Annotated in this window: 15 protein-coding genes; 13 read left to right on the forward strand and 2 right to left on the reverse strand. The window is 51.5% G+C overall.

Translation table 11 applies throughout. The features are described 5' to 3' along the window. The first annotated feature begins 83 nt into the window (after positions 1–83). The 7 genes from FQB27_RS04965 (at position 84) to FQB27_RS04995 (ending at position 10,003) form a co-directional block, all read left to right on the forward strand. Complete coding sequence (locus tag FQB27_RS04965; protein ID WP_169559732.1) at positions 84–3,062, forward strand: glycosyltransferase; 2,979 nt, start codon at positions 84–86, stop codon at positions 3,060–3,062. A gap of 20 nt (positions 3,063–3,082) precedes the next feature. Further along, on the forward strand, positions 3,083–4,174 hold the full coding sequence (locus tag FQB27_RS04970) for a glycosyltransferase family 4 protein (protein ID WP_169559733.1): 1,092 nt from the start codon (positions 3,083–3,085) through the stop codon (positions 4,172–4,174). Between the two features lie 41 nt (positions 4,175–4,215). After that, the gene (locus FQB27_RS04975) at positions 4,216–5,316 is read left to right on the forward strand and encodes a glycosyltransferase family 4 protein (RefSeq protein WP_169559734.1); all 1,101 of its coding nucleotides are present in this window, start codon (positions 4,216–4,218) and stop codon (positions 5,314–5,316) included. 26 nt (positions 5,317–5,342) lie between these two features. Further along, on the forward strand, positions 5,343–6,590 hold the full coding sequence (locus FQB27_RS04980) for a hypothetical protein (protein ID WP_169559735.1): 1,248 nt from the start codon (positions 5,343–5,345) through the stop codon (positions 6,588–6,590). Between the two features lie 318 nt (positions 6,591–6,908). Next, complete coding sequence (locus FQB27_RS04985) at positions 6,909–7,904, forward strand: NAD-dependent epimerase/dehydratase family protein (RefSeq protein WP_169559736.1); 996 nt, start codon at positions 6,909–6,911, stop codon at positions 7,902–7,904. Positions 7,905–7,932: 28 nt separating this feature from the next. After that, positions 7,933–9,732, forward strand: a complete 1,800-nt coding sequence (locus FQB27_RS04990; RefSeq protein ID WP_169559737.1) for a glycosyltransferase family 2 protein — start codon at positions 7,933–7,935, stop codon at positions 9,730–9,732. After that, positions 9,719–10,003, forward strand: coding sequence for a hypothetical protein (locus tag FQB27_RS04995; protein WP_169559738.1), 285 nt, complete (start codon positions 9,719–9,721; stop codon positions 10,001–10,003). Before FQB27_RS04990 ends, FQB27_RS04995 begins: the two co-directional genes overlap by 14 nt. Here FQB27_RS04995 and FQB27_RS05000 read toward each other — a convergent pair. Continuing rightward, a complete protein-coding gene (locus tag FQB27_RS05000) occupies positions 9,986–10,981 on the reverse strand; it encodes a glycosyltransferase family 2 protein (RefSeq protein WP_169559739.1) in 996 nt (331 codons plus the stop codon). The two genes, FQB27_RS04995 and FQB27_RS05000, sit on opposite strands and share 18 nt — an antisense overlap. Before the next feature lie 376 nt (positions 10,982–11,357). On the opposite strand from FQB27_RS05000, the gene FQB27_RS05005 reads away from it, so the two are divergent. From FQB27_RS05005 to FQB27_RS05030, 6 genes are all read left to right on the forward strand, one after another. Further along, positions 11,358–11,711, forward strand: a complete 354-nt coding sequence (locus tag FQB27_RS05005; protein ID WP_169559740.1) for a DVU3141 family protein — start codon at positions 11,358–11,360, stop codon at positions 11,709–11,711. Positions 11,712–11,714: 3 nt separating this feature from the next. After that, positions 11,715–13,499, forward strand: a complete 1,785-nt coding sequence (locus FQB27_RS05010) for a polysaccharide biosynthesis/export family protein (protein WP_169559741.1) — start codon at positions 11,715–11,717, stop codon at positions 13,497–13,499. Between the two features lie 150 nt (positions 13,500–13,649). Then, positions 13,650–14,240 carry a GNAT family N-acetyltransferase gene (locus FQB27_RS16875; protein ID WP_169559742.1) on the forward strand — a complete coding sequence of 197 codons (591 nt, stop codon included), beginning with the start codon at positions 13,650–13,652 and terminating at the stop codon, positions 14,238–14,240. A gap of 11 nt (positions 14,241–14,251) precedes the next feature. Beyond that, positions 14,252–15,058 carry an SDR family NAD(P)-dependent oxidoreductase gene (locus tag FQB27_RS05020; protein WP_169559743.1) on the forward strand — a complete coding sequence of 269 codons (807 nt, stop codon included), beginning with the start codon at positions 14,252–14,254 and terminating at the stop codon, positions 15,056–15,058. Positions 15,059–15,208: 150 nt separating this feature from the next. After that, positions 15,209–16,852, forward strand: coding sequence for an LTA synthase family protein (locus tag FQB27_RS05025; protein WP_169559744.1), 1,644 nt, complete (start codon positions 15,209–15,211; stop codon positions 16,850–16,852). Positions 16,853–16,892: 40 nt separating this feature from the next. Beyond that, positions 16,893–17,726: a phytanoyl-CoA dioxygenase family protein gene (locus tag FQB27_RS05030; RefSeq protein ID WP_169559745.1), complete on the forward strand. Its 834-nt coding sequence runs from the start codon at positions 16,893–16,895 to the stop codon at positions 17,724–17,726. 62 nt (positions 17,727–17,788) lie between these two features. Here FQB27_RS05030 and FQB27_RS05035 read toward each other — a convergent pair whose 3' ends face one another. Beyond that, on the reverse strand, positions 17,789–19,129 hold the full coding sequence (locus FQB27_RS05035) for an aminotransferase class I/II-fold pyridoxal phosphate-dependent enzyme (protein WP_206374320.1): 1,341 nt from the start codon (positions 19,127–19,129) through the stop codon (positions 17,789–17,791). Between the last annotated feature and the right edge of the window lie 10 nt (positions 19,130–19,139).

Below are 19,139 nucleotides of genomic sequence, written 5' to 3' on the forward strand. Positions count from 1 at the left end.
CTCTGGTATTAACAATTTAAATTCAGGTGTGCCGCCTGTTTCCTGTCCCTGTAAATATCGTGAGAGAAGTGAGGTCGTGTTATATGTCTGGTAATGATAGTGAGCAGGATGTTGAAGTGTGTGCTGTATCTGACCAGATGCTGAAGAATGTTAGGCAGTGGCAGGTGCCGTTAAGGGAATTCGTCTCGCCTGCCAATCCTAGGACACAGTTGAAAATTGCCACTATCGTCAGTGAAGAGATGTATGACAGCTTGAAGCATGTCGCCAAGCTCGTGCCGTTGATCGAAGGTGAGTGGCAGGACACCCTCAGCTATATGGAAGGGATCGATTTCCTGCTCATCGAGGCATGCCGCGAGTCGTTCATGGGAAGCTGGTATTTAGCGCAATCTTTTAACCGACCTCTTAAGGACGAATTGCGAAACGTTATCCAGCTGGCAAAGGATAGGAGCATACCGACCGTCTTCTGGAATACGAAAGATCTGCGTCACCATCCTCAATATTGCGACCTTGCGGCTGAATTCGATTATATCTTTTGTAGTGATGCCGGCGAAATTACGGCTCTTGCCGAGCAAGGAATTAAAGCGGCTTTGCTGAAGCCAGCGATTGAGCCAATGCTGTGCAATCCGTTTCGGATTTTCACGAACGAAGAAGACGAAGAAATTGAGGTATTGTATGATGGTTGGAGTGATGTGCTGGCGAAGCACGAAATCAGGGAGTGTATCTCTGGTTTAAAGAAGTTCGGGGTGAATATTGTCGATAGTGTCAATGAGATATTTGAGAATAAGGTCGCCGAGACACCAGACTTGAAGGATTTGATCCTTGGCTCCGTGACGAAAGAAAACCTTCGAAAAGCACTAAAAATTTCCCGTATATATTTGACACACTCTGCTTCGCAGAAAACCCCGACGGACCTTTTGCGGGGGCAGTTGGAGGCGCTAGCCTCCCGGTGTGTGGTCGTGCATGTCGGGCAGGAACCTGTTGACGAGATGGTCAGGGAATACTGTATCCATGTGGTGGACCAGAAGGATGTTGGTGATACGCTGGAGGCATTGCTGGGAAGTCGGGTCGAGTTGTCCTTGAAGGCGCAACGCGGTTGGAGGGACGTGCATACTCTTCACACTTATCTGGCTCGTATAGAAGGTATTTGTGAGACAATTGGTGTAATTTGCGATGAAAACCGGGAGGAGTATCCCCTCGTTACTCTTATCGCTCCATCGAACCGTCCTGAGTTTTTGCCCAATATCATGCATAATTTTGATTTGCAGGCCTACCCCAATAAAGAGCTCATTATTATTTTCAATGGAGGCTTCTCCGAGTTTTCTGAGCTTGAAAGGAAGGTTCAATCTTATGGAAATCAGAATGTACGGATTGTTTATGAACCCGAGGAATCCCCTGCGGGTAGCTGCTTAAATGATGGCGCCTTCCTGTCAAATGGAACCTACTGTTTTAGGTTCGATGATGACGATATTTATGGTGTGAACTTTATCAGCGATACTCTTTTGCATCTCAATTCGATTGATGCTGATATCGTCGGTAAGCCTCCTTGTCACCTCTACTTTGAGGAAACAGGTGAGCTTTATGCCAGACGATTGGTAAAAAGTGAATTATGTGTTTTGCCTCCCGCCTCTATCAATCAAGATGTTGTTCGCCTAGGTGGGAATAGTATTGGGGGCAAGACCGATTTCCTGCGAAAGTGCCGGTATCCGGACAATGTGTTCGCGAGTGCGGATAGTGCCTTTCTTTTTAACGCAGCAATGCATAATCCTGTAATTCTCTCCACTGATTTATGTAGCTTGCTTGCGACTCGCCGAGAGGATGTTGGAAGTCACACATGGCGCGTTCCCAAAGCGGCTTTGTTGAAAAACTCGGTCTGTTTGGATGCAACTGACGCGGGCAAGTTTATCGCAGATCTTGGCAAGTCTACCATCTTGCACGGAAGTACCAAAAAAACTGTTCTATTTCTGGGGCCAGGAAGCTTTCGAGATGGGGTTTGGCGCAATCGGGCGAAGTATATTTTTCCAGATATTTTTTCCTCCCTTAAGGGGCATGCGAATGTGCATATTTTGACAGGGAAGGTTCCAGATTTCGCTAAAGAAGATATTCGGGCTCTTGAGCATGAATTTAGCGTTCGTTTCGCGGAAATGCCGGATCGGGAGAAGAGTAGCTTTTTGGAGTTTTGGTCTCTTCATGCAGCGGAGTATGGAAAAAAAATTGGGGCAGATATTATCACCAATTTTTTTGGCAGCGTTCAATTCCCCGCAGCCGCTTCCGCTGTTGCGGAATCTATCGGTGCGCAATCCATCGTACGTGTGGCGGGAGATGAAATCAGTTCTAGAATAGCAATGGGAGTGTATCCAGAGGGTAGCGTACGCCATAAAAAAGATCTGGCGATGGAGGCGGAGGCCTTCCAGAAAAGTTCCAGGATCATTGTCATGTCAGCTCAGGAAAAAGAGCGTGTGGACGGTATTGTTTCTGAAAAAGACAAGGTCAAGGTTATTGTCAGAGGCGTTGATACTGATAGCTTTACTCCAGAAGGGAAGGCGGATCGAAAGCGAACTACTTTCCTTTTCGTTGGCAGAAAATCTTTGGAGAAGGGATTTGACCTTCTAGAGAAAGCAGCTGGTATCGTGTATCAGAGAAATAAAGAAATCAGGTTTCTTTTTGCGGGTGATTTTGAACCGGAAGTTGTTGAAAACAAAGAATATATTGGGTTTGTCAAGACAGAAGATTTGCCTGACTTGTACAGAAAAGCCGATGCTTTGGTGATGTGCTCCCGGTCTGAAGGAATGCCGCAGGTGTTGCTTGAAGCCATGTCATCTGCTTTGCCATCCATTATGAGCAAGCATTTGTTCTCTTCATGGCTTTCTGAGGAAGAGGTTGGGGTGTTTTGTGATTTGAACCCGGTGAATTTGGCTGAGCGAATTATCTGGATGCATGATAATCCGGAGATAGCATGTGCTATGGGCCGAAATGCGCGTGAATATGCTCTAGCTCATTTTGATAGAGAAAAGGGGCGGCAGGCCTACCGGGAGTTCACGTTGTGCCAGAAGTCTGGGCAGTGAGCTAGTCGGGCATATTAAATATGAAGATAGCATATATCACGAGGGGGCCCTTTGGTGTGATGGGGGGGGCGGCTAGTTATATGATCCCCCATGTCATGGCAAAGCAGACGCCGGTTTTAGTTTGTTCGCCCCATAGCCCACGATCCAAAGAACATATCGTTTTTAGCGATGATACAACGGATGTGCGTAATGTTCATGCGGGTAACAGGGAAGGGATACTCCTGAAAATTTATCGTTATCTGGATAGTTTTCAGCCGGATATTGTTCACATCTTTCAAAATCCAAATTGCTTATATTATCTGGAGAATCTAAAGGGGGCCTTTCCCAAGGCAAAATGGGTTCTTGATTTTCGAACTCAAATTAATAGCGAAGATAAAAAGCATGTTCGAACGCTAAGAAAAAGATTTTTCATGGCCCATTTGATGGCAGATCATATTTTTTCGCAGTCTATTCACACCATTGGGAGTAGTTTGCCGCTCCGGTTAAAGCCGTTCAGAGAATTGCCAATCGGCCTTGATGTCGAGGCATTTCCGGCAAGAGAAAAGACCGAAAGCGAGCTAAGAAGGTTTCTGTTCGTGGGGCTCATTGCCAAACAAAGAAAGCTTGAGGTGTTGATTGACGCTTTCAATAAATATGCGGTATCCGCAGATAGTGAGGCAACATTAGACTTGATTGGGGGGGGAGATGCTCTCGAAGAGTTACGCAACCGACAGAGCATTCTGGGAACGAATAGCGTTCGTTTCATTGGGCCGCTCAGCCAGTCTGAACTCGGCCAAAGAATGTCTCAGTATGATGCTGGTATAGCCTATGTTCCGGGAGGAGCGTATCAATGGGCGCCTTCTTTGAAATCACTGGAATATTCAGCGGCGGGACTATCTGTTTTCGCGTCAGCAACCAAAGGGCATAGGGATTATCAAAAGCGGTTTGGCTTTGATTTTGAGCTTTTCCCCAATACCGAAGACGGTTTGGTAAATGCACTGGTTCATGCTCGGAATTCAAAAAACTGGAGCACCTCCATTGCTCGAAATAAAGAAGCTGTTCTTCGTTTTGACTGGAAAGAAATAATTGCTAAGGATTTGGTTCCAGTATATGAGAAAATTCTTAAAAGATAGGTGCGATTTAGATTTATTCATGGCTGGGCACTTTTAATTTAATGAAAAATTTGCGTATTGCTTATATCACGCGGGCACCATTTGGCGCGATTGGGGCCGCCGCTAGTTATATGTTTCCGAAGGTTATGGCGGAACATTGCGACGTATTGGTTTTGTCGCCGAGAGCGGAGCTGCATGCGGAAGAAATTGTCGTGGAGAATTCCGGTTTGGATCTTTGTGAGCTTACCAGTGAAAGTGCCAACGGGCGTTGTCTGGAGCTTTTCAGGGCTTTGGACAGGTTCAAGCCTGATATTGTTCACATGTTTCAAGGTCCAGACTGTCTGTTGTATATGGATCAGCTTAAAAATTCTTTGGGGGAGGCTAAGTGGATTTTGGATTTTCGGTCTCCGTTGATTACCAATCGTGAGCGTGCCAAAAAGAGGATGTTAAAGCGTTATTTTCTGTGCCAGTTTTATGCGGATCGAATTCTTTCTCACAGTAACCTGACGATTAGGGACAATATCGGCAAGCGCTTCAGGAGGGTGTTCGAGGTCCCACCGGGGGTGGACTTGAAAAAGTTCTCAGGGAAAACGACAGGAACTAAGCGAATAAAGCGTTTTGTTTATGTTGGGTCCGTATCAAAAGTCAGGAACATAGAGTTTCTAGTAAAGGAGTTCGCCAGCTTTGCCGCTCAGGTGAAGGAAGATGTCTCTCTCGATATTATCGGAGGCGGCGATGCTTTAGAGGGCCTTCTGGCGAAGGTTAGTGCGCAGAACTGGTCCTCCATCAATTTGATTGGTTCCTTGCCGCAGGACCAGGTGTTTGAGAAGCTTGGGCAGTATGATCTGGGAATAGCCTATGTTCCTAACGGTCGATATGATAGAGCACCTTCTTTAAAGTCTCTGGAGTTATCAGCAGCAGGGCTTCCCATTCTCGCTTCTGACACTGCAGGACACAGGGATTACATGGATCGCTTTGGTTTTCAGTTCAATTTGTTTAAAAATCAGCTAGGAAGTCTGACGGAAAATTTACGCTCAATTTCTAATGCAGACTTGGAAAAGCAGAGAATGAAAAATCTGGAAGTGGTCGAAGGCTTTGATTGGCAGACAATTGGACTGCAGCGTCTACTTCCACTATACCGTGATCTTGCAAGCAAGCATTGATCCAAGAATTCAAGGAATATTAGTCCGTGCAGACGAACCAGAAAAATACAGTTGTTATACTTGGGCCGGGGAGGTCTGGAACATCCGTTTTAATGGAACTGTTGCAAGAAATCGGGTTGCCAGAAACGGGTGATTTTGCTGCTGCAAACGAGCAGAATCCGAGAGGTTTTTTTGAGGATATTGAGATTCTCAATACTCATAAGCAGTTCTATGAGGACGTAGCAGTTCATCCAATGCTGCCGTTGCGAGAGACTGCTTTTGAGAGTGAGGCCGCTGATAAATGCAAACGCAAGCTCAAGGGGATTGTGGAGCGACGGTTTGCCGAGACGAATGGTGGAATTTGGGGGTTTAAGGATCCTAGAACAAATGCTTTGCTACCTGCGTGGAGACAGGTTTTTACGCAGAAGGAAGTCGTGCCAAAATACATTCTTGCCTTGAGAGATCCAGCCTCGGTTGCTGTATCAATGGGGCGACAAAATAAGAACGGGAAGGCGATGGCCGAGTTAGTGTGGCTGAGCCGAGTGAGCGATGCCCTGTATCATACCGGCGGAAATTGTTTTGTTTTGCATTATGAACATCTGTTTACAGACAAAGCTGAGCAAATAATGTCTTCGCTTGCCGGCTACCTAGGTTTGCAAACGGACAAAGCGGAAGCCGCTGTGCAAAAAGTGATCCAGACATCATTGAACAGATCGGTGAGCGAAAGCTACAAGGTACAGAATCCGCATGTCAGCAATTTGTATTCTGTCTTGCGGAACATTGAGGGGCCTATTGTTGAAGAGTTGAAGGAGATACAAGAGTCCGTTCAAAATATACGATCAGATTTGAACAACCACATGGGCTGGGTAGATTTTGCAAATCAGCAATATGGTGCGATTTCGTCTTCAGGACCCTCCAAGGAAGCCTTCAGGGCGTTGGAGTGTAAAATTTCAGAGTTGGTTGAAGCCAGGAACCAGCTTGTTTGCAATAACAGGGATTATAAAGCGCAGATTCAGAACCTGAGAAAGGACCTGAGAAAGCAGAGGATGCAGGTTATTTACACGGGGAATAGTGAGCGTGCCAATGTTGAAAATAATTCCAAAGAAGTAAAAAGTCTGAAGAACAAGCTTGTAAGTCAGGAAAAGAGAAATCTGAAGCTGACGAATTCCATATCCTATCGATTAGGCAAGATGCTTGTTGATGCTGTATACAAGCCTGGGAGAAATACGCTTCTTCTCCCTTTCCGTGTTATTGGTCTCATACTGTCGAAGACCGTAGTTAAAAAATGGGCATGACACGTACTATTCGGTAGGCTGAATAAGTGGATAGAGTGGAGAAGCTGTGCTTGGGGGAAGTTCCAGAAATCTCTTCTGAATGGATGATGTCGGAAAAGTGTTCGAGAGGGGCTTGGTAAAGGGATAAATATCTACCGGGTTTTTGGATTCTTTGAGGGGGTTCCAGGTTTCTTGGTCAGATTGAGTATTTGTGCTTTCTGAGAATACGAACTAAGAAAATGCCATGGAAAACGTTTGGAAGCAAAGACACCGCCCTTTGTTGGAAGAGGCTTTCCAGGCTGAGGTTATATTGAAGTATTTGGCGGTTGGGATATTACGATGAATTGGTTGATTACGGGCGGGTGCGGTTTTATTGGGTCTGCGCTGATTAGGGAACTGGTTAAGGCGGGCGCGAACAAAATTCGCGTTGTGGACAACCTTTCTGTCGGAACGCCCGATAGTCTGGCCTTTACAGAGGTTGAACTGGTTGCCGCAGACGGATTTTCCGATCTGGATTGGGATCGGTCGGCAATCCAGATTTGCCAGTCTGATATTCGGGATGCGGACGCCGCGCTTAAGATCGCCAAGGGTGCGGACATCATCGTCCACCTTGCCGCCAACACAGGTGTGCCCCAGTCCGTTGAGGACCCAAGGACAGATTGCGATACCAACATTTTTGGAACGTTCAATTATCTGGAAGCGGCCCGGCAGAACAATGTGGCCCGTTTTGTCTTTGCCTCCAGCGGGGCACCGGTCGGCGAGGTCGAGCCGCCGATCCATGAAGAAGTGGTGCCTCATCCGGTTTCTCCCTATGGGGCCAGCAAACTGGGCGGGGAAGCCTATTGCTCGGTCTACTACCATTGCTATGGTGTGCAGACCATGGCGCTGCGTTTCGGGAATGTTTACGGTCCGGGCTCACTCCACAAGAAGAGCGTGGTGGCCAAGTTCCTGAACGAGATCATCAACAAAGAGCCGATCACCATTTATGGGGATGGCAGCCAGACGCGGGACTTCATTTATATCGCCGATCTGATCCGGGCCATTGTTGCCTGTTCTGAAAAAGAGAATATCGGCGGCGAGGTTTTCCAGATTGCCACCAGCCGTGAGGTGTCCGTGAATGAAATCGCCGAGGCCCTTTTGGAAGTTGTGCAGGGCTTCGGGTTGAGCGTGCCGGAGGTCATCTATGCGTCTGCCCGTAAAGGGGACGTCGCCCGCAATTACTCCGATACCTCAAAAGCTAAAAAATATCTGGGATGGCAGGCTGAAATGAACCTTGTCGAAGGGTTGCGGGAAACCGTTCAGTATTTCATGGATACCCGGGCCGCCAATTCATAAACGCGACAGGGTGGGGATGCCGCAGCGCATGACAAAACCGGTAGAGGAAGTGGATGTCTGGGTTCCGGGGGTGGAGCCATTTGTGTCTGCGCTGGCGGCCAATGACGCGGTGAGCGTCCTCTCCATCCTTTCGGATCGCCTGTATAACGGTTTGAAATGGGAGGCCAGTCTGTTCCCCCTCATTGAGGGGAACTGGCAAAGCATTCTGGAGGAGGTTGACCCGGCCTTCCTTCTTGTCGAGTCGGTCCTGTTTTCCAATTTGCATGACTGGCGGCACGCCTTGTCCCACACCCCGTCGGACGAGTTTCTTACCCTGATTGCGAGGGCCAAGGCGGCCTCCATCCCGACGGTTTTCTGGTTCACCAGCGATGCCCAGTATTGGGAGATATTCCAGAACGCGGCAGCGTTGTTCGACTTTGTGTTCGTTTCCGACCCTCGTCTTCTGGAACGGGTTTCCGGGCTCGGAGGGCAGAGCGGGTATCTGGCACCGGCTTTTCAGCCCAGAATTCATAATCCCCTCAAACCCCTCGGCGAGAAAAAGGGCGAGATTGCACCAATTGTGATCTCCGGCGGAAAAAATCTGGATGGCAATTCCGGTCTGAAAACGGCTCTATCGGGCCTTTCCGAGCTGAATATCACCTGTTTCGAGAGAACCCATACACCGCCCGTCAACTATTTCAGCAATTACCATGGGGATTTGCCATCTGTTCAGTTTCAGGGGCGGGTCAGCCATCGCATGCAGGCGGAAGTCATCAAATATGCCTGCATGGCTATCTCAAGTCCGTGGGGCAAGGTAACCGAGACCGAGTTGCGATGGCAGGCCGTTGAAAATGCCGCAGCATTCTGTGAAACGGTTTTTTATGATCCAGATGGAAAAATGCCATTTGAGGCGGACCACGTGTTTCGCTTTCAGGATGAAGAGACCTTTCGGGAGCATTTGACCGCCGGGCAGGAGAGGGCTCTGGCGGTGGAGCAGGAACGCTTGCGGGCATGGCGGGAAAACTTCCGGGAGAATACCTACAGGCATCGGTTCCACTCTATCTGCGATGCGATTGGTCTTGGTTTGACCGATGAGGGGGCACCAAAGGTGTCGATTATTACACCAACCATGCGCCCCGGACACACAGAGCAGATATTGGCGAACTTCCATTGCCAGACCTATCCGAACAAGGAACTGGTGATCGTGGTCAATGGGGAGCGGGACTATTTCGACCGCCTGCAGTCACGCTTTTTGGATCATCCGGATATTTCCGTCTGTTTCATGCCGTCTGACTATTTTGCGTCTAGTGCGCTGAACCTGGCGGCCAAGCATTGCCGGGGAGAGTATATCTTCCGGTTTGATGATGATGATTTCTACGGTGAAACCTATCTGGAAGACATGATGCGGTATTGTGAAATCGAAGATTTTGCAATTATCGGGAAATTCGGCTCTTTTGTGAATTTCGAGGATGACCCCACCGTTTATGTCCGGCGGATGACCAATCCGGGGCGGGTCCACCGGTTCTATATGGCGGCTGATCTTTCCAACAAGCGGGGCCATCCCAGCGGCGCAACCTTTGGCATGAGAAAGCAGTTGATTGAAGAAATTGGCTTCCCGGATACGAGCCTTTCCTCTGCGGATACCGCCTTTCTTGAACGCTTGAGAAAGAGAGCGCCGGATGCGAGGATGGTCTTGTCCGATAATTTCAATTATACGATTTTCCGTAAAAAATCGGCGGAGGAGCATACCTGGAAGGTGACGCAGGAAAGCCTCAACCGGGAGCGGAAAATTGTCCCTGAAATCATTCAGGAAGTCCCAAGGGGATGGGGGCACCATGGAGCGGAATAAGGACGGGTTGTTGGAGAATGTGCGGGACGAGATCGGGGTCACGCTTCGGCAGATGCGCCAAATTGACAAAGGCCTGTCCCGCTCCCTGACAGAGGCGATTATGAAGCCTGATCTCGAAGGGGAGATGCGCGGAAAGAAAGCCGCAGAATACGCTGTCACCCTCCTCAGCCGGAAAGAAGAGGCGGAGCTTCAGCTTGCCGCCCGAAAAGCCGCCCGAGGGACGCGGGGCGAAGGAATTTTCAAGGCTATCAAATCATGGTTTGGGCGCTAGTCTGTCCCGGATTGTTGCGTGCAGGGAAAGGGTTTTCAGCCGCAGCTTTTTCTTGAGGCTCCATCTTCCCGTCACGGTTGCCAGAAGGGCCGGATCGGATGCGCGCAAGAATTTTACGATTTCTGTAAAAAGTTTCTTTCGGACGGTTTCTTGAAGGCGTTTTCGCGATGAATAGTGAAAGGTTGTGAGGGCGAGGGACATTTCCAACACTTTTTCGCGGATTTCCGTACTTTCCTTCCGTTCGGATACATAGTCCGACATGGCGTGAAGGGCCTTGAAAACGTCAAGCTGGCTTTCATTTCCGTTGGTCGTCAGCGAGCTTTCAATATCTTTTCTGTAGAAATATCCCGCCTCGGACGAGACACAATAACTTTCCGCTTCGCAGAACAGACGCAAGAAAAACAGCCTGTCTTCGGCAGAGCGAAGCCCCTCCTGAAAAAGAATGCCCTGGCTGTCCAGAAGCCGCTTCCGGATCAACCCGGCCCCCGCATACGGGTAGTCGATCATGGTCTTCCGCCGCGCCGGGCCCACACTGTCCCGCGGGTTCAGGCGGATGTTGCGCGCGCCTTGCGGGGCCTTCGACACCGTTTCCACTGTCCCTGTGACCCGTGTGTGGTCGCAGCGAACAAAATCAACGTCCAGTTCCAAAGCCTGGGTGAGCAGATTTTCGAGAAAATCAGGGGCAAGCCAGTCATCGGAATCCAGAAAACCGACGAAAGCACCGGTTGCGTTTTGCAGACCAATGTTTTTGGTATCCGCGACCCCAAGGTTTGTTGAATTGGCCAGCAGGGTAATGCGGTCGTCCTGCTCTGCAAATTGCTGAACGACTGCGCGAGACCTATCCGCCGAGCAATCATCAACCACAATGATTTGAAGGTTCCGGTATGTCTGCTGACACAGGCTCTGTAGGCACCGGGTAATCGTTTCAGAAGCGTTGTAACAAGGAACGATGACAGAAATAGCGGGGGTTTTGTTCATTTGATTTACCTGCGGTCGTCCTTGCTTATGGAGGGAAAATTAACTTTTTCCATAAAGTAATAGATTTTATACAAAGTAATTGTTGAAATTAGAAAAAATTGTTCGGTTGTACTTTTTCGCGTAGGGGGAGGTTTATTGGAAAACAACCAAAAAATCTTATGGTGTTTTGCACGCTAGACGCTTTCTTGGCGAGAGGGGGAGAGGGATGAGGACTAATTAAACTTAAGGTTTTTATGGTTTTCCTGTTCTCAGGGTAAAGGTTAGAAGGGTGCTCGTGTTAAGCGTGGTCAGGAAAGTGGTTGTTGGGTGGTGTGCCGATGGTATAAAAAGGCTCAATACCGTGTGGATTAGATAGCAAGATATTTGAGGCGGCTGTATGTGGAAGAAACTAGTGGTGGTGTTTGTCGTGTTGCAGACGGCGGCCTGTGGGGGGATTGCCGGGCAGGCGCCAGGAAATGCACCTGTGGCCAAGGCGCCTCTTGATACGGCGGGCCGGCCCTATGCCGACCCGGTTGCCCATTTCGCCATTAATTCGCCGCCCGGTACATCCGGGAATGTCACCTTGCCGGAAGGGCAAGGCGTTGAGGTGTTCGTTGGGCGGGATTACATCTCGGCGGCCAACGAAAAATGCCGCAGTATTGTGGTGAAGGATGCCAACGGTCTGGCAACCTCCAATGCGGTATGCTTTTCCAATGCATCCTGGAAAACGGTCTTGAAGGTGGGGAAATAATCAGTGTTTGGAATTTCTGAGAATTTGACAGGACTGGCGCGTGGTATGAAGCTGGCCCTTGGAGCAGGGATGTGCTCGGCACTTCTGATGAGCGGCGCGCTGGCCCAGACAACCTCGAACGCTGCCACGGTCGATAATCCTTTTGCTTCGGACATGCCCGCCAGCCAGAGCCATATGGTGCCGGTTATCCCGACGGACGGAGAGGTGAACGGCGGACAGTCGGATATTGTTCGCAATCCTGCCTTGCCCAACCCGGAGGAAACCACCACGCCTTACGGTCAGGTCTCGCCCGTTCTGGAAGAGGCTGAAATTTTCCCGTTTGGTCACCAGTTGTTCGCCAAATCAAATTTTGTCGATCAAAGCCTGTCCGTGAATTCCGACTATGCCATTTCTCCGGGGGACCGGATCGTGGTCAAGATGTGGGGCGCGCGGGTGTATGAAAATGTCCTGTCCGTGGACGTACAGGGCAATATCTTCATTCCCGAGGTCGGTCCCATCTATGTGGAGGGATCCCGAAATTCCCAGCTGAATTCAATCGTCGGGAAAAGCGTGTCCCGCGTCTTCACGGACAATGTGAAGGTCTATACAAACCTGCTGGGAACGCAGCCGATCGGTGTTTTTGTCACGGGCGCGGTAAAATACCCGGGCCGTTATCCGGGCGCGAAGTCAGACAGTATTCTTTATTATCTGTCCCGGGCAGGCGGCGTTGACCCCGAGCAGGGCAGCTATCGGTCCATTCTGGTGCGGCGAAAAGGGGAAACCCTTGCCTCGGTCGACCTGTATAACTTCCTCGTCAATGGTGACCTGGCGGATGTCCAGTTTGAAGACAAGGACACCATTGTAGTGGGCGCGCAGCTTCCAACGGTCAGTGTCTCCGGTGAGGTGAAGAACAGCTACAAGTTTGAAATCGATCCGCGGACCTATTCCGGGGCGGATGTGTTGCGGATTGCCAACCCGAAGGGAACCGCAAGCCACGTCCTGCTGAAAGGTGTGCGGGGGGACAAGGCGATCAGCCAGTTCATCACGATGGATCAGGCACAAAGGTCCCGCTTGGCAGCAGGCGACCAGTTGTTTGTGGAAAGCGATCAGACCTCTGACGAGATTACCGTCAAGGTGAGCGGCAATACGGAAGGGGCCTCAACCTTGACCGTTTCAAGGTCCGCAACCCTTGGCCAGATTGCCAACCTGATCAAAACCGATCCGCTGACCCATGAGTTGGGAGCGATCTATATCCGCCGCCCGTCGGTCGCAGAGCGTCAGAAGCGGGCCATTGAAAAGTCACTTTATGAATTGCAGCGGTCGGTCCTGACCGGTTCTTCCTCCAGCACCAGTGCCTCCCAGATCCGTGTGCAGGAAGCGCAACTGATTGATCGGTTTGTGCAGCAGGCGCGGGCGGTCGAGCCCGAAGGGCGTGTGGTCCTGTCCGGGGTTGATTGGTCCGGCACCCATGTTGAGGACGGGGACGAGATTGTCATTCCGGAGAAAACGGATGTTGTCTTCATCAGTGGTGAAGTGAAGGTTCCGCAAACCATCTTGTGGCGGGAAGAGTATTCATCGGCTGACTATATCGAGGCGTCAGGTGGCCTGAGCAACCGGGGCGATGACGACAGGCTTGTGATTGTCCGGCTGGACGGGTCGGTTCATGACGGCAGCAAGAAAATCATGAAGGGCGACCAGATTCTGGTGCTGCCAAGGATTGATACCAAGCTGTTCGCCATGTTCAAGGATCTGGTGGAAATCACCTACCGGGTGGCCTTGTCGGCTGCTGTGGTCCTGCGGGCGGATTAAACCTGTAGATAGAACATGCGGCTGGGGACGGGCGCTATCTGCCTTGTCCCCGCGTTGCCACGGCAGGCGGAGAACTTTTCCTGTTTTGTTTTACGAGTTCAGCCTGTACCCTTGTGGAAAAGGACCTGTGCCAAAAGATAGGAAAATGCCGTGACCTTTGAAATCCGACTGGCAGTGCCAAGTGATGCCTCCTTTATTGCTGATCATCTTTGCCGTGCAGGCGGGGGGCTGATGGAGTTTTTGCTGGCTGATATCATTCCCGATGTGGTGCCGGAGCAGCTTTTGGCCATCAATGCCACCGAAGGGGATGAGGCCATGTCCTACAAGAACGCCCTTGTCGTGGATACGGAGAACGGCCCGAAGGGGCTTTTGCTGGCCTATTCCTTTGATGAGTTTAACATTTCCAAGCAGATGGAGATGTTCGTGGACCGGGAACGTCTGGACCATGTGAGGGAGCTTTACACCCACCGCCTTGAGAACAGCTATTATGTCCATGCCCTGTCCGTGGATGACAGCCTGCAGGGGCAGGGGGCCGGACGGGCGCTGTTGGACCTTGCCTATGAGATTGCGCAGGATGAAGGGTTTGACTCTGTTTCCCTGCATGTGTGGCGAGACAATGAACGCGCCTTCGATCTGTATCAGAAGAACGGTTTCAAGCCGGTGACCGATATCCGCATCGATCGTCATGATCGCCTGCCCCATGACGGTGGCATGATCCTGATGAAACATGAACTTGGCTGATCTGATTTCCCATGACTGAGAGTGTCGTTGCAATTACGGGCGCCAGCAGCGGTATTGGAAAGGCGTTGGCCCTTCAGTATGCCAAGCCGGGCGCTGTTCTGGCGCTGGTTGCGCGAAATACTGCCAAACTGGAGACCATCGCGGAGGCCTGCCGCAAGAAGGGCGCGACGGTAGAGACCGTTGCCGTGGATGTGCGGGACTACGGGGCGGTTGAGCAGTGGCTTCGGGCGGTCAATGACCGGACGCCCCTTGATATTGTCTTTGCCAACGCAGGGGTGACAAACGGCGTTGCCGAAGGTGAGGCCACGGAAAAGATCGAGGATATTCAAACCCTTCTCGATATCAATCTGACCGGCGCCATCCATACCGTTTCGGCAGCCAGTGATATTTTCCGGAAAAACGGGGGCGGGCGGATTGCCGTGATCAGTTCGCTGGCGTCTTATGTGGGGTTCAAGGGGTCCCCGGCCTATTGTGCCAGCAAGGCGGGCCTTCGGATATATTGCCAAAGCATGCAGCGGGCGCTGCGCCCGTTCGGGATTGACCTGACCATCGTTTATCCGGGATATGTGAAAACCCCGATGAGTGACCGGATTGTGACAGCCAAGCCGTTTACCAAAACCGCAGAACAGGCGGCTGCGCTGATTGTCCGGGCGGTTGAGCAGAGACGCACCCAGATCGGTTTTCCGTGGCTGTTATGGACGGGGGTTCGGATCCTCGCCATGTTGCCGCTATGGGGGCAGAATATTTTTGTTCCCGCCTTTGACTATCAGGTGGCCGAGGATGCTGACAAGAACGCAGCGACACCATTGCCTGATTGACGCATTCAATATTCTTGTTAATGGTGTGGAGTTTTGGCGAGAATTTACGTAAAATGCGCGGATTGCAAGGGGTTTTGGGGATCTGTAAACTTGCCTTGAGCAAAGGCTTATGCTACTTGGCAGGCACTTTTATTTTTATCCGGAGGGTATATGTGGCTGGTATTGGGATCCGCGATTAGTCTTTTGGCGATGATCTGGCTTCTGGATCTGGTTGTCTTGCCAAAGCGTACCCGTGGAAACCGGGGCGGCGTCTTTACCTTCTTTTCGGTTACCCCGCCGCTTGTCTATTACTCCAGCATCCTGATGCTGACCTACCGGCCCATCTTTTCCTTGCTGTTTTCCGTTGGCACCTATGCGGTCATTGTGGTTCTTAACAATGCCAAGGTGAAGGCGGTGAAAGAACCGCTTGTCTATAGTGACTTTCACCTGTTTAGAGAGGTTATCCGGCATCCGCATCTGTATGTGAAATATATTGATATGCGGAAACTGCTGGGGATCGTGGCGTTGGCCGTGCTGGCGGTTTATGCGTCCTTTCGGTATGAACCGCCGATCATTGAGCGGGCGGTCATGGCGGATTATCTGCCCGCAGGACTGTTTTTTACCATCTTGCTGGGGGCGATCTATGCCATCATCTATGGCCCCTTGCAGAAGCCTTTCCGGAAAATCCTGCTGGGGTTCGGGCCAACGGCGGATGTGACCCAGAACGTAACCCAGCTTGGGTTGGTAGTGTGCCTGATTTTCTATTTCTTCCTGTCCGGCATGGACAAGGTTCCGGCAAATCGGGCAGGGCGGTCAAAAACGAAACAGGCCGACGGGGCGAAAGCCGAAGACTTCCAGACAATTTTCCAGAACCCGGAACGGGCCAGAGGCGGGCGCCTTCCCGATATCATCGCGGTTCAGGCCGAGTCGTTCTTTGACGTGCGGTATCTTCAATCCGGACTGGATGAAAATATCCTTGAGAATTATGACAGCATTGTCAGCACCGCGGCCTTCCATGGCCGACTGACGGTCCCGGCATGGGGCGCCTATACCATGCGGACGGAGTTTGCCTTCCTGAGCGGCCTGCCGGAAGACGCGCTGGGGCACCACAAGTTCAATCCCTATCTTCAGCTTGGCAGCAAGCCCTTCTGGACCCTTGCCCATAACCTGAAGGCGCTTGGATATACCACGGTCTGTGTTCACCCGTTCCCGGCGACCTTCTTCAACCGGAAGAATGTGTTCCCCAATCTGGGCTTTGATCATTTCATCGATATGAACGAGTTCGATTCCGATGCCTTCTATGGACCCTATGTCAGCGATGTGGCGCTGGGGCAGCGGATCATTCAGGTGGTAGAGGATAGCGAGAAGCCGGTCTTTGTTTTCGCCATCACCATGGAGAACCACGGCGCCTGGCCGGTGGACCGCCTGAAAGCTGTGGATGGGGACAGCATGAAGGAGGAAAACTGGCCCCTTGGGTGTTTTTCCCTGAACCATTACATCGCCCATATGCGCAATAGTGACCAGATGATGAAGGAGGTGTCCGGCTATCTGAAAGAGCGGGACGAGCCGGCTGTTTTCTGTCTCTATGGGGATCATATGCCCAATCTTCAAAATGCGTTCTCTCAGGTGGGCTATGATGATCCGCGGACGGATTATTTTATCTGGACAACCCGGGGCAAACGGTCCAAGCAATTGGATACCAGTGCCGATACTCTCAGCCGCCTGCTGTTGGATGTGGCGCTGAACGAGCGTTCTGACAATCTGCCAAAATCGCAGGAGACAGAACAGGTTGCCGCCACCTCACGCTCTGCGTAGGCGGGGCTGCGTTTCGATTACCTGTGGTGGGGCGGGATTGATGAAGAAAACTCTGGACACTCTTTATAAAGAATACCGGATTGTCCGGTTTTTCCGGGCAATGCAGCAGTTGTTCCAGTTCCCGTTTTTCCTGTCCCGGACCCAAAAGGGCACGCCCCTGTATGACAAGGGGTTCGATATTCGGCAGGCCTTTTTCTCGCCCGAGGAATGCGACCGCATTGTTGTGGATTTCGATCAGGCCTTTCAGGAAAGGCTGCCCGCCCCCGAAACCGATGCCTATATCGTCAGTCGCAAGCATTCTGCGATCAGCCAGTTCGACAAGAACGTGTTTCAGTTGATGAACTATCAGGGTATCAACCCGGCCCTGAAGGAAACCTGTGAGGCCCGCATTCTGGAAGCCTTCAGGGAGCAACTGGGCCTGGACCTGTGTGTGGCCAGTTATACGGTTCAACTGGACATGCCGGATACGGAAACAAAGCGTCCCTTCCATGTGGACGGATACGGCATCAATTACAAACTGTTCGTTTATCTGTCGGATGTGAAGGAAATGGCGGATGGGCCCTATACGGTCATCCCGGCCAGCCACCGGCATATCTGGCGAAAATGGGCCAACCTGTTCCTCAACCTTGTGACAGGCAACTCAACCTCGGACGATATGCGATATCTGTACAAGGATGGCGAGTCGTTCTCGGTACTGGGGGACAAGGGTACGGCGATCCTGTCCTGTCAGTCCCTTGCCCATAAGGGGTGGCAGGATCATACAGGCCGTCGCCGCTATGTTCTGGTGGTGTATCTCAGGGCCGCAGAGCGGGCCGGGGAGCGCTTTGTGCTGGGGCGGGAACTGGCCATTACAGAACCCATGAAACTGTACTGAGGGGGCGTGTCGCCCCTCCCATGCGCTTGTGCTGTCCTGTCCCGCTATCTGTGGTGCAGGACCTAGCTTTTTAGCTTATCCCAGCATTCCTTGGTTTTCTGGACCGCTTCGCGAATTTGATCCGGCGTATGTTCGCTGGACAGGAAGAAGCGAAGACGGGCGCTTTCCTCCGGGACAGCCGGATAGATGATCGGCGGGGCATAGACCCCGGCATCAAACAGGCGGGAAGAAAGCTGTCCGGCCTTGACTGAATTGCCGATAATGATGGGAACAACCGCGTGCCCCTGACTGACGCCGGTATTGAGGCCGGCCTCTTTGGCAAGGCGGATGAAAAGGTTTGCATTGTCCCGGAAGCGCTTGATCCGCTCGGGCTCGCGCAGCATGACATTCAGGCTGGCAAGAGCGGCTGCGGCCACTGGCGGGGGCATCCCTACGCTGTAGACAAAGCCCGGAGCAGAGAATTTCAGATATTCGATCAGGGCGTTTGACCCGGCAATATAGCCGCCGCAACCGGCGCTTGTCTTGCTGAGGGTGCCCATCCAGATATCCACGTCCCGACCGGTGACCCCGAAATGTTCGCCGCTTCCGCGCCCTGTGGCACCAAGGACGCCGAGCCCGTGGGCCTCGTCCACCATCAGAAGGCATTTGTGGCGTTTCTTGATCTCTACCAGCTTGTCGAGCGGGGCGGCGTCCCCGTCCATGCTGTAAACCCCTTCAACCACGATCAGGCAGCGTTCATACTGGTGCCGGATGTCTTTCAGGATCTGGTCCAGCATGTTCATGTCGTTATGGGGGAACATGCGCCGCTTGGCCGAGGAAAGCTGCGTGCCCTGCAGGATGCTGTTGTGCGAGAAATTGTCGTACAGGATCAGGTCCTTGGACCCAAGCAGGTTGCCGATCACGGTCAGGTTGGTGGCATAGCCACTGACCATGACCACGGCGTCATCCACGTCATAGACTTCGGCCAGCTTCCGTTCCAGTTCAAGATGGATTTTACGCTCACCGGCGACGATGCGGCTGGCCGATACGGAGGTACCATATTCATCAATGGCGTCATGGGCCGCCTGACTGACTTCCGGGTGACCGTTCAGGCCGAGATAGTTGTAGTTGGCGAAATTGATCAGGGAATGATTGCCGATGGTAACCGTGCTGTTGGCAATGCCTTCCTGCAGGCGAAAGAATGGATTTTCAATCTTCGCCTTTTCCGCAATCACCTTGTGCAGATGAAGTTTCTGATACTCGGGAAATTCCTCGAACTTGTAATAGGTCGAGGGAATAACCGCATTCACAACATCCTGACCGTCATCGGATTTGACTGTTTTCTTTCTGGCCCGCAAGTTGGCAAGAAGGCTTTTCTTGTCTTCTTTCGACAGGCCAAAGGGTGCAGTCTTTTTTTCACTCATACGTGTCATT

Origin of the sequence: Sneathiella chinensis, assembly GCF_012720115.1 — a bacterium.
Classification (GTDB): Bacteria; Pseudomonadota; Alphaproteobacteria; order Sneathiellales; family Sneathiellaceae; genus Sneathiella; species Sneathiella chinensis.

Excerpts from the sequence above, each read along its gene's own strand:
- FQB27_RS04975 (WP_169559734.1), top strand. The coding sequence starts at position 4,216 with ATGAAAAATTTGCGTATTGCTTATATCACGCGGGCACCATTTGGCGCG.
- FQB27_RS04970 (WP_169559733.1), top strand. The coding sequence starts at position 3,083 with ATGAAGATAGCATATATCACGAGGGGGCCCTTTGGTGTGATGGGGGGG.
- FQB27_RS04995 (WP_169559738.1), top strand. The coding sequence starts at position 9,719 with ATGGAGCGGAATAAGGACGGGTTGTTGGAGAATGTGCGGGACGAGATC.
- FQB27_RS04985 (WP_169559736.1), top strand. The coding sequence starts at position 6,909 with ATGAATTGGTTGATTACGGGCGGGTGCGGTTTTATTGGGTCTGCGCTG.
- FQB27_RS05000 (WP_169559739.1), bottom strand. The coding sequence starts at position 10,981 with ATGAACAAAACCCCCGCTATTTCTGTCATCGTTCCTTGTTACAACGCT.
- FQB27_RS05020 (WP_169559743.1), top strand. The coding sequence starts at position 14,252 with ATGACTGAGAGTGTCGTTGCAATTACGGGCGCCAGCAGCGGTATTGGA.
- FQB27_RS05025 (WP_169559744.1), top strand. The coding sequence starts at position 15,209 with ATGTGGCTGGTATTGGGATCCGCGATTAGTCTTTTGGCGATGATCTGG.
- FQB27_RS05030 (WP_169559745.1), top strand. The coding sequence starts at position 16,893 with ATGAAGAAAACTCTGGACACTCTTTATAAAGAATACCGGATTGTCCGG.
- FQB27_RS05005 (WP_169559740.1), top strand. The coding sequence starts at position 11,358 with ATGTGGAAGAAACTAGTGGTGGTGTTTGTCGTGTTGCAGACGGCGGCC.
- FQB27_RS05035 (WP_206374320.1), bottom strand. The coding sequence starts at position 19,129 with ATGAGTGAAAAAAAGACTGCACCCTTTGGCCTGTCGAAAGAAGACAAG.
- FQB27_RS04990 (WP_169559737.1), top strand. The coding sequence starts at position 7,933 with ATGACAAAACCGGTAGAGGAAGTGGATGTCTGGGTTCCGGGGGTGGAG.
- FQB27_RS04965 (WP_169559732.1), top strand. The coding sequence starts at position 84 with ATGTCTGGTAATGATAGTGAGCAGGATGTTGAAGTGTGTGCTGTATCT.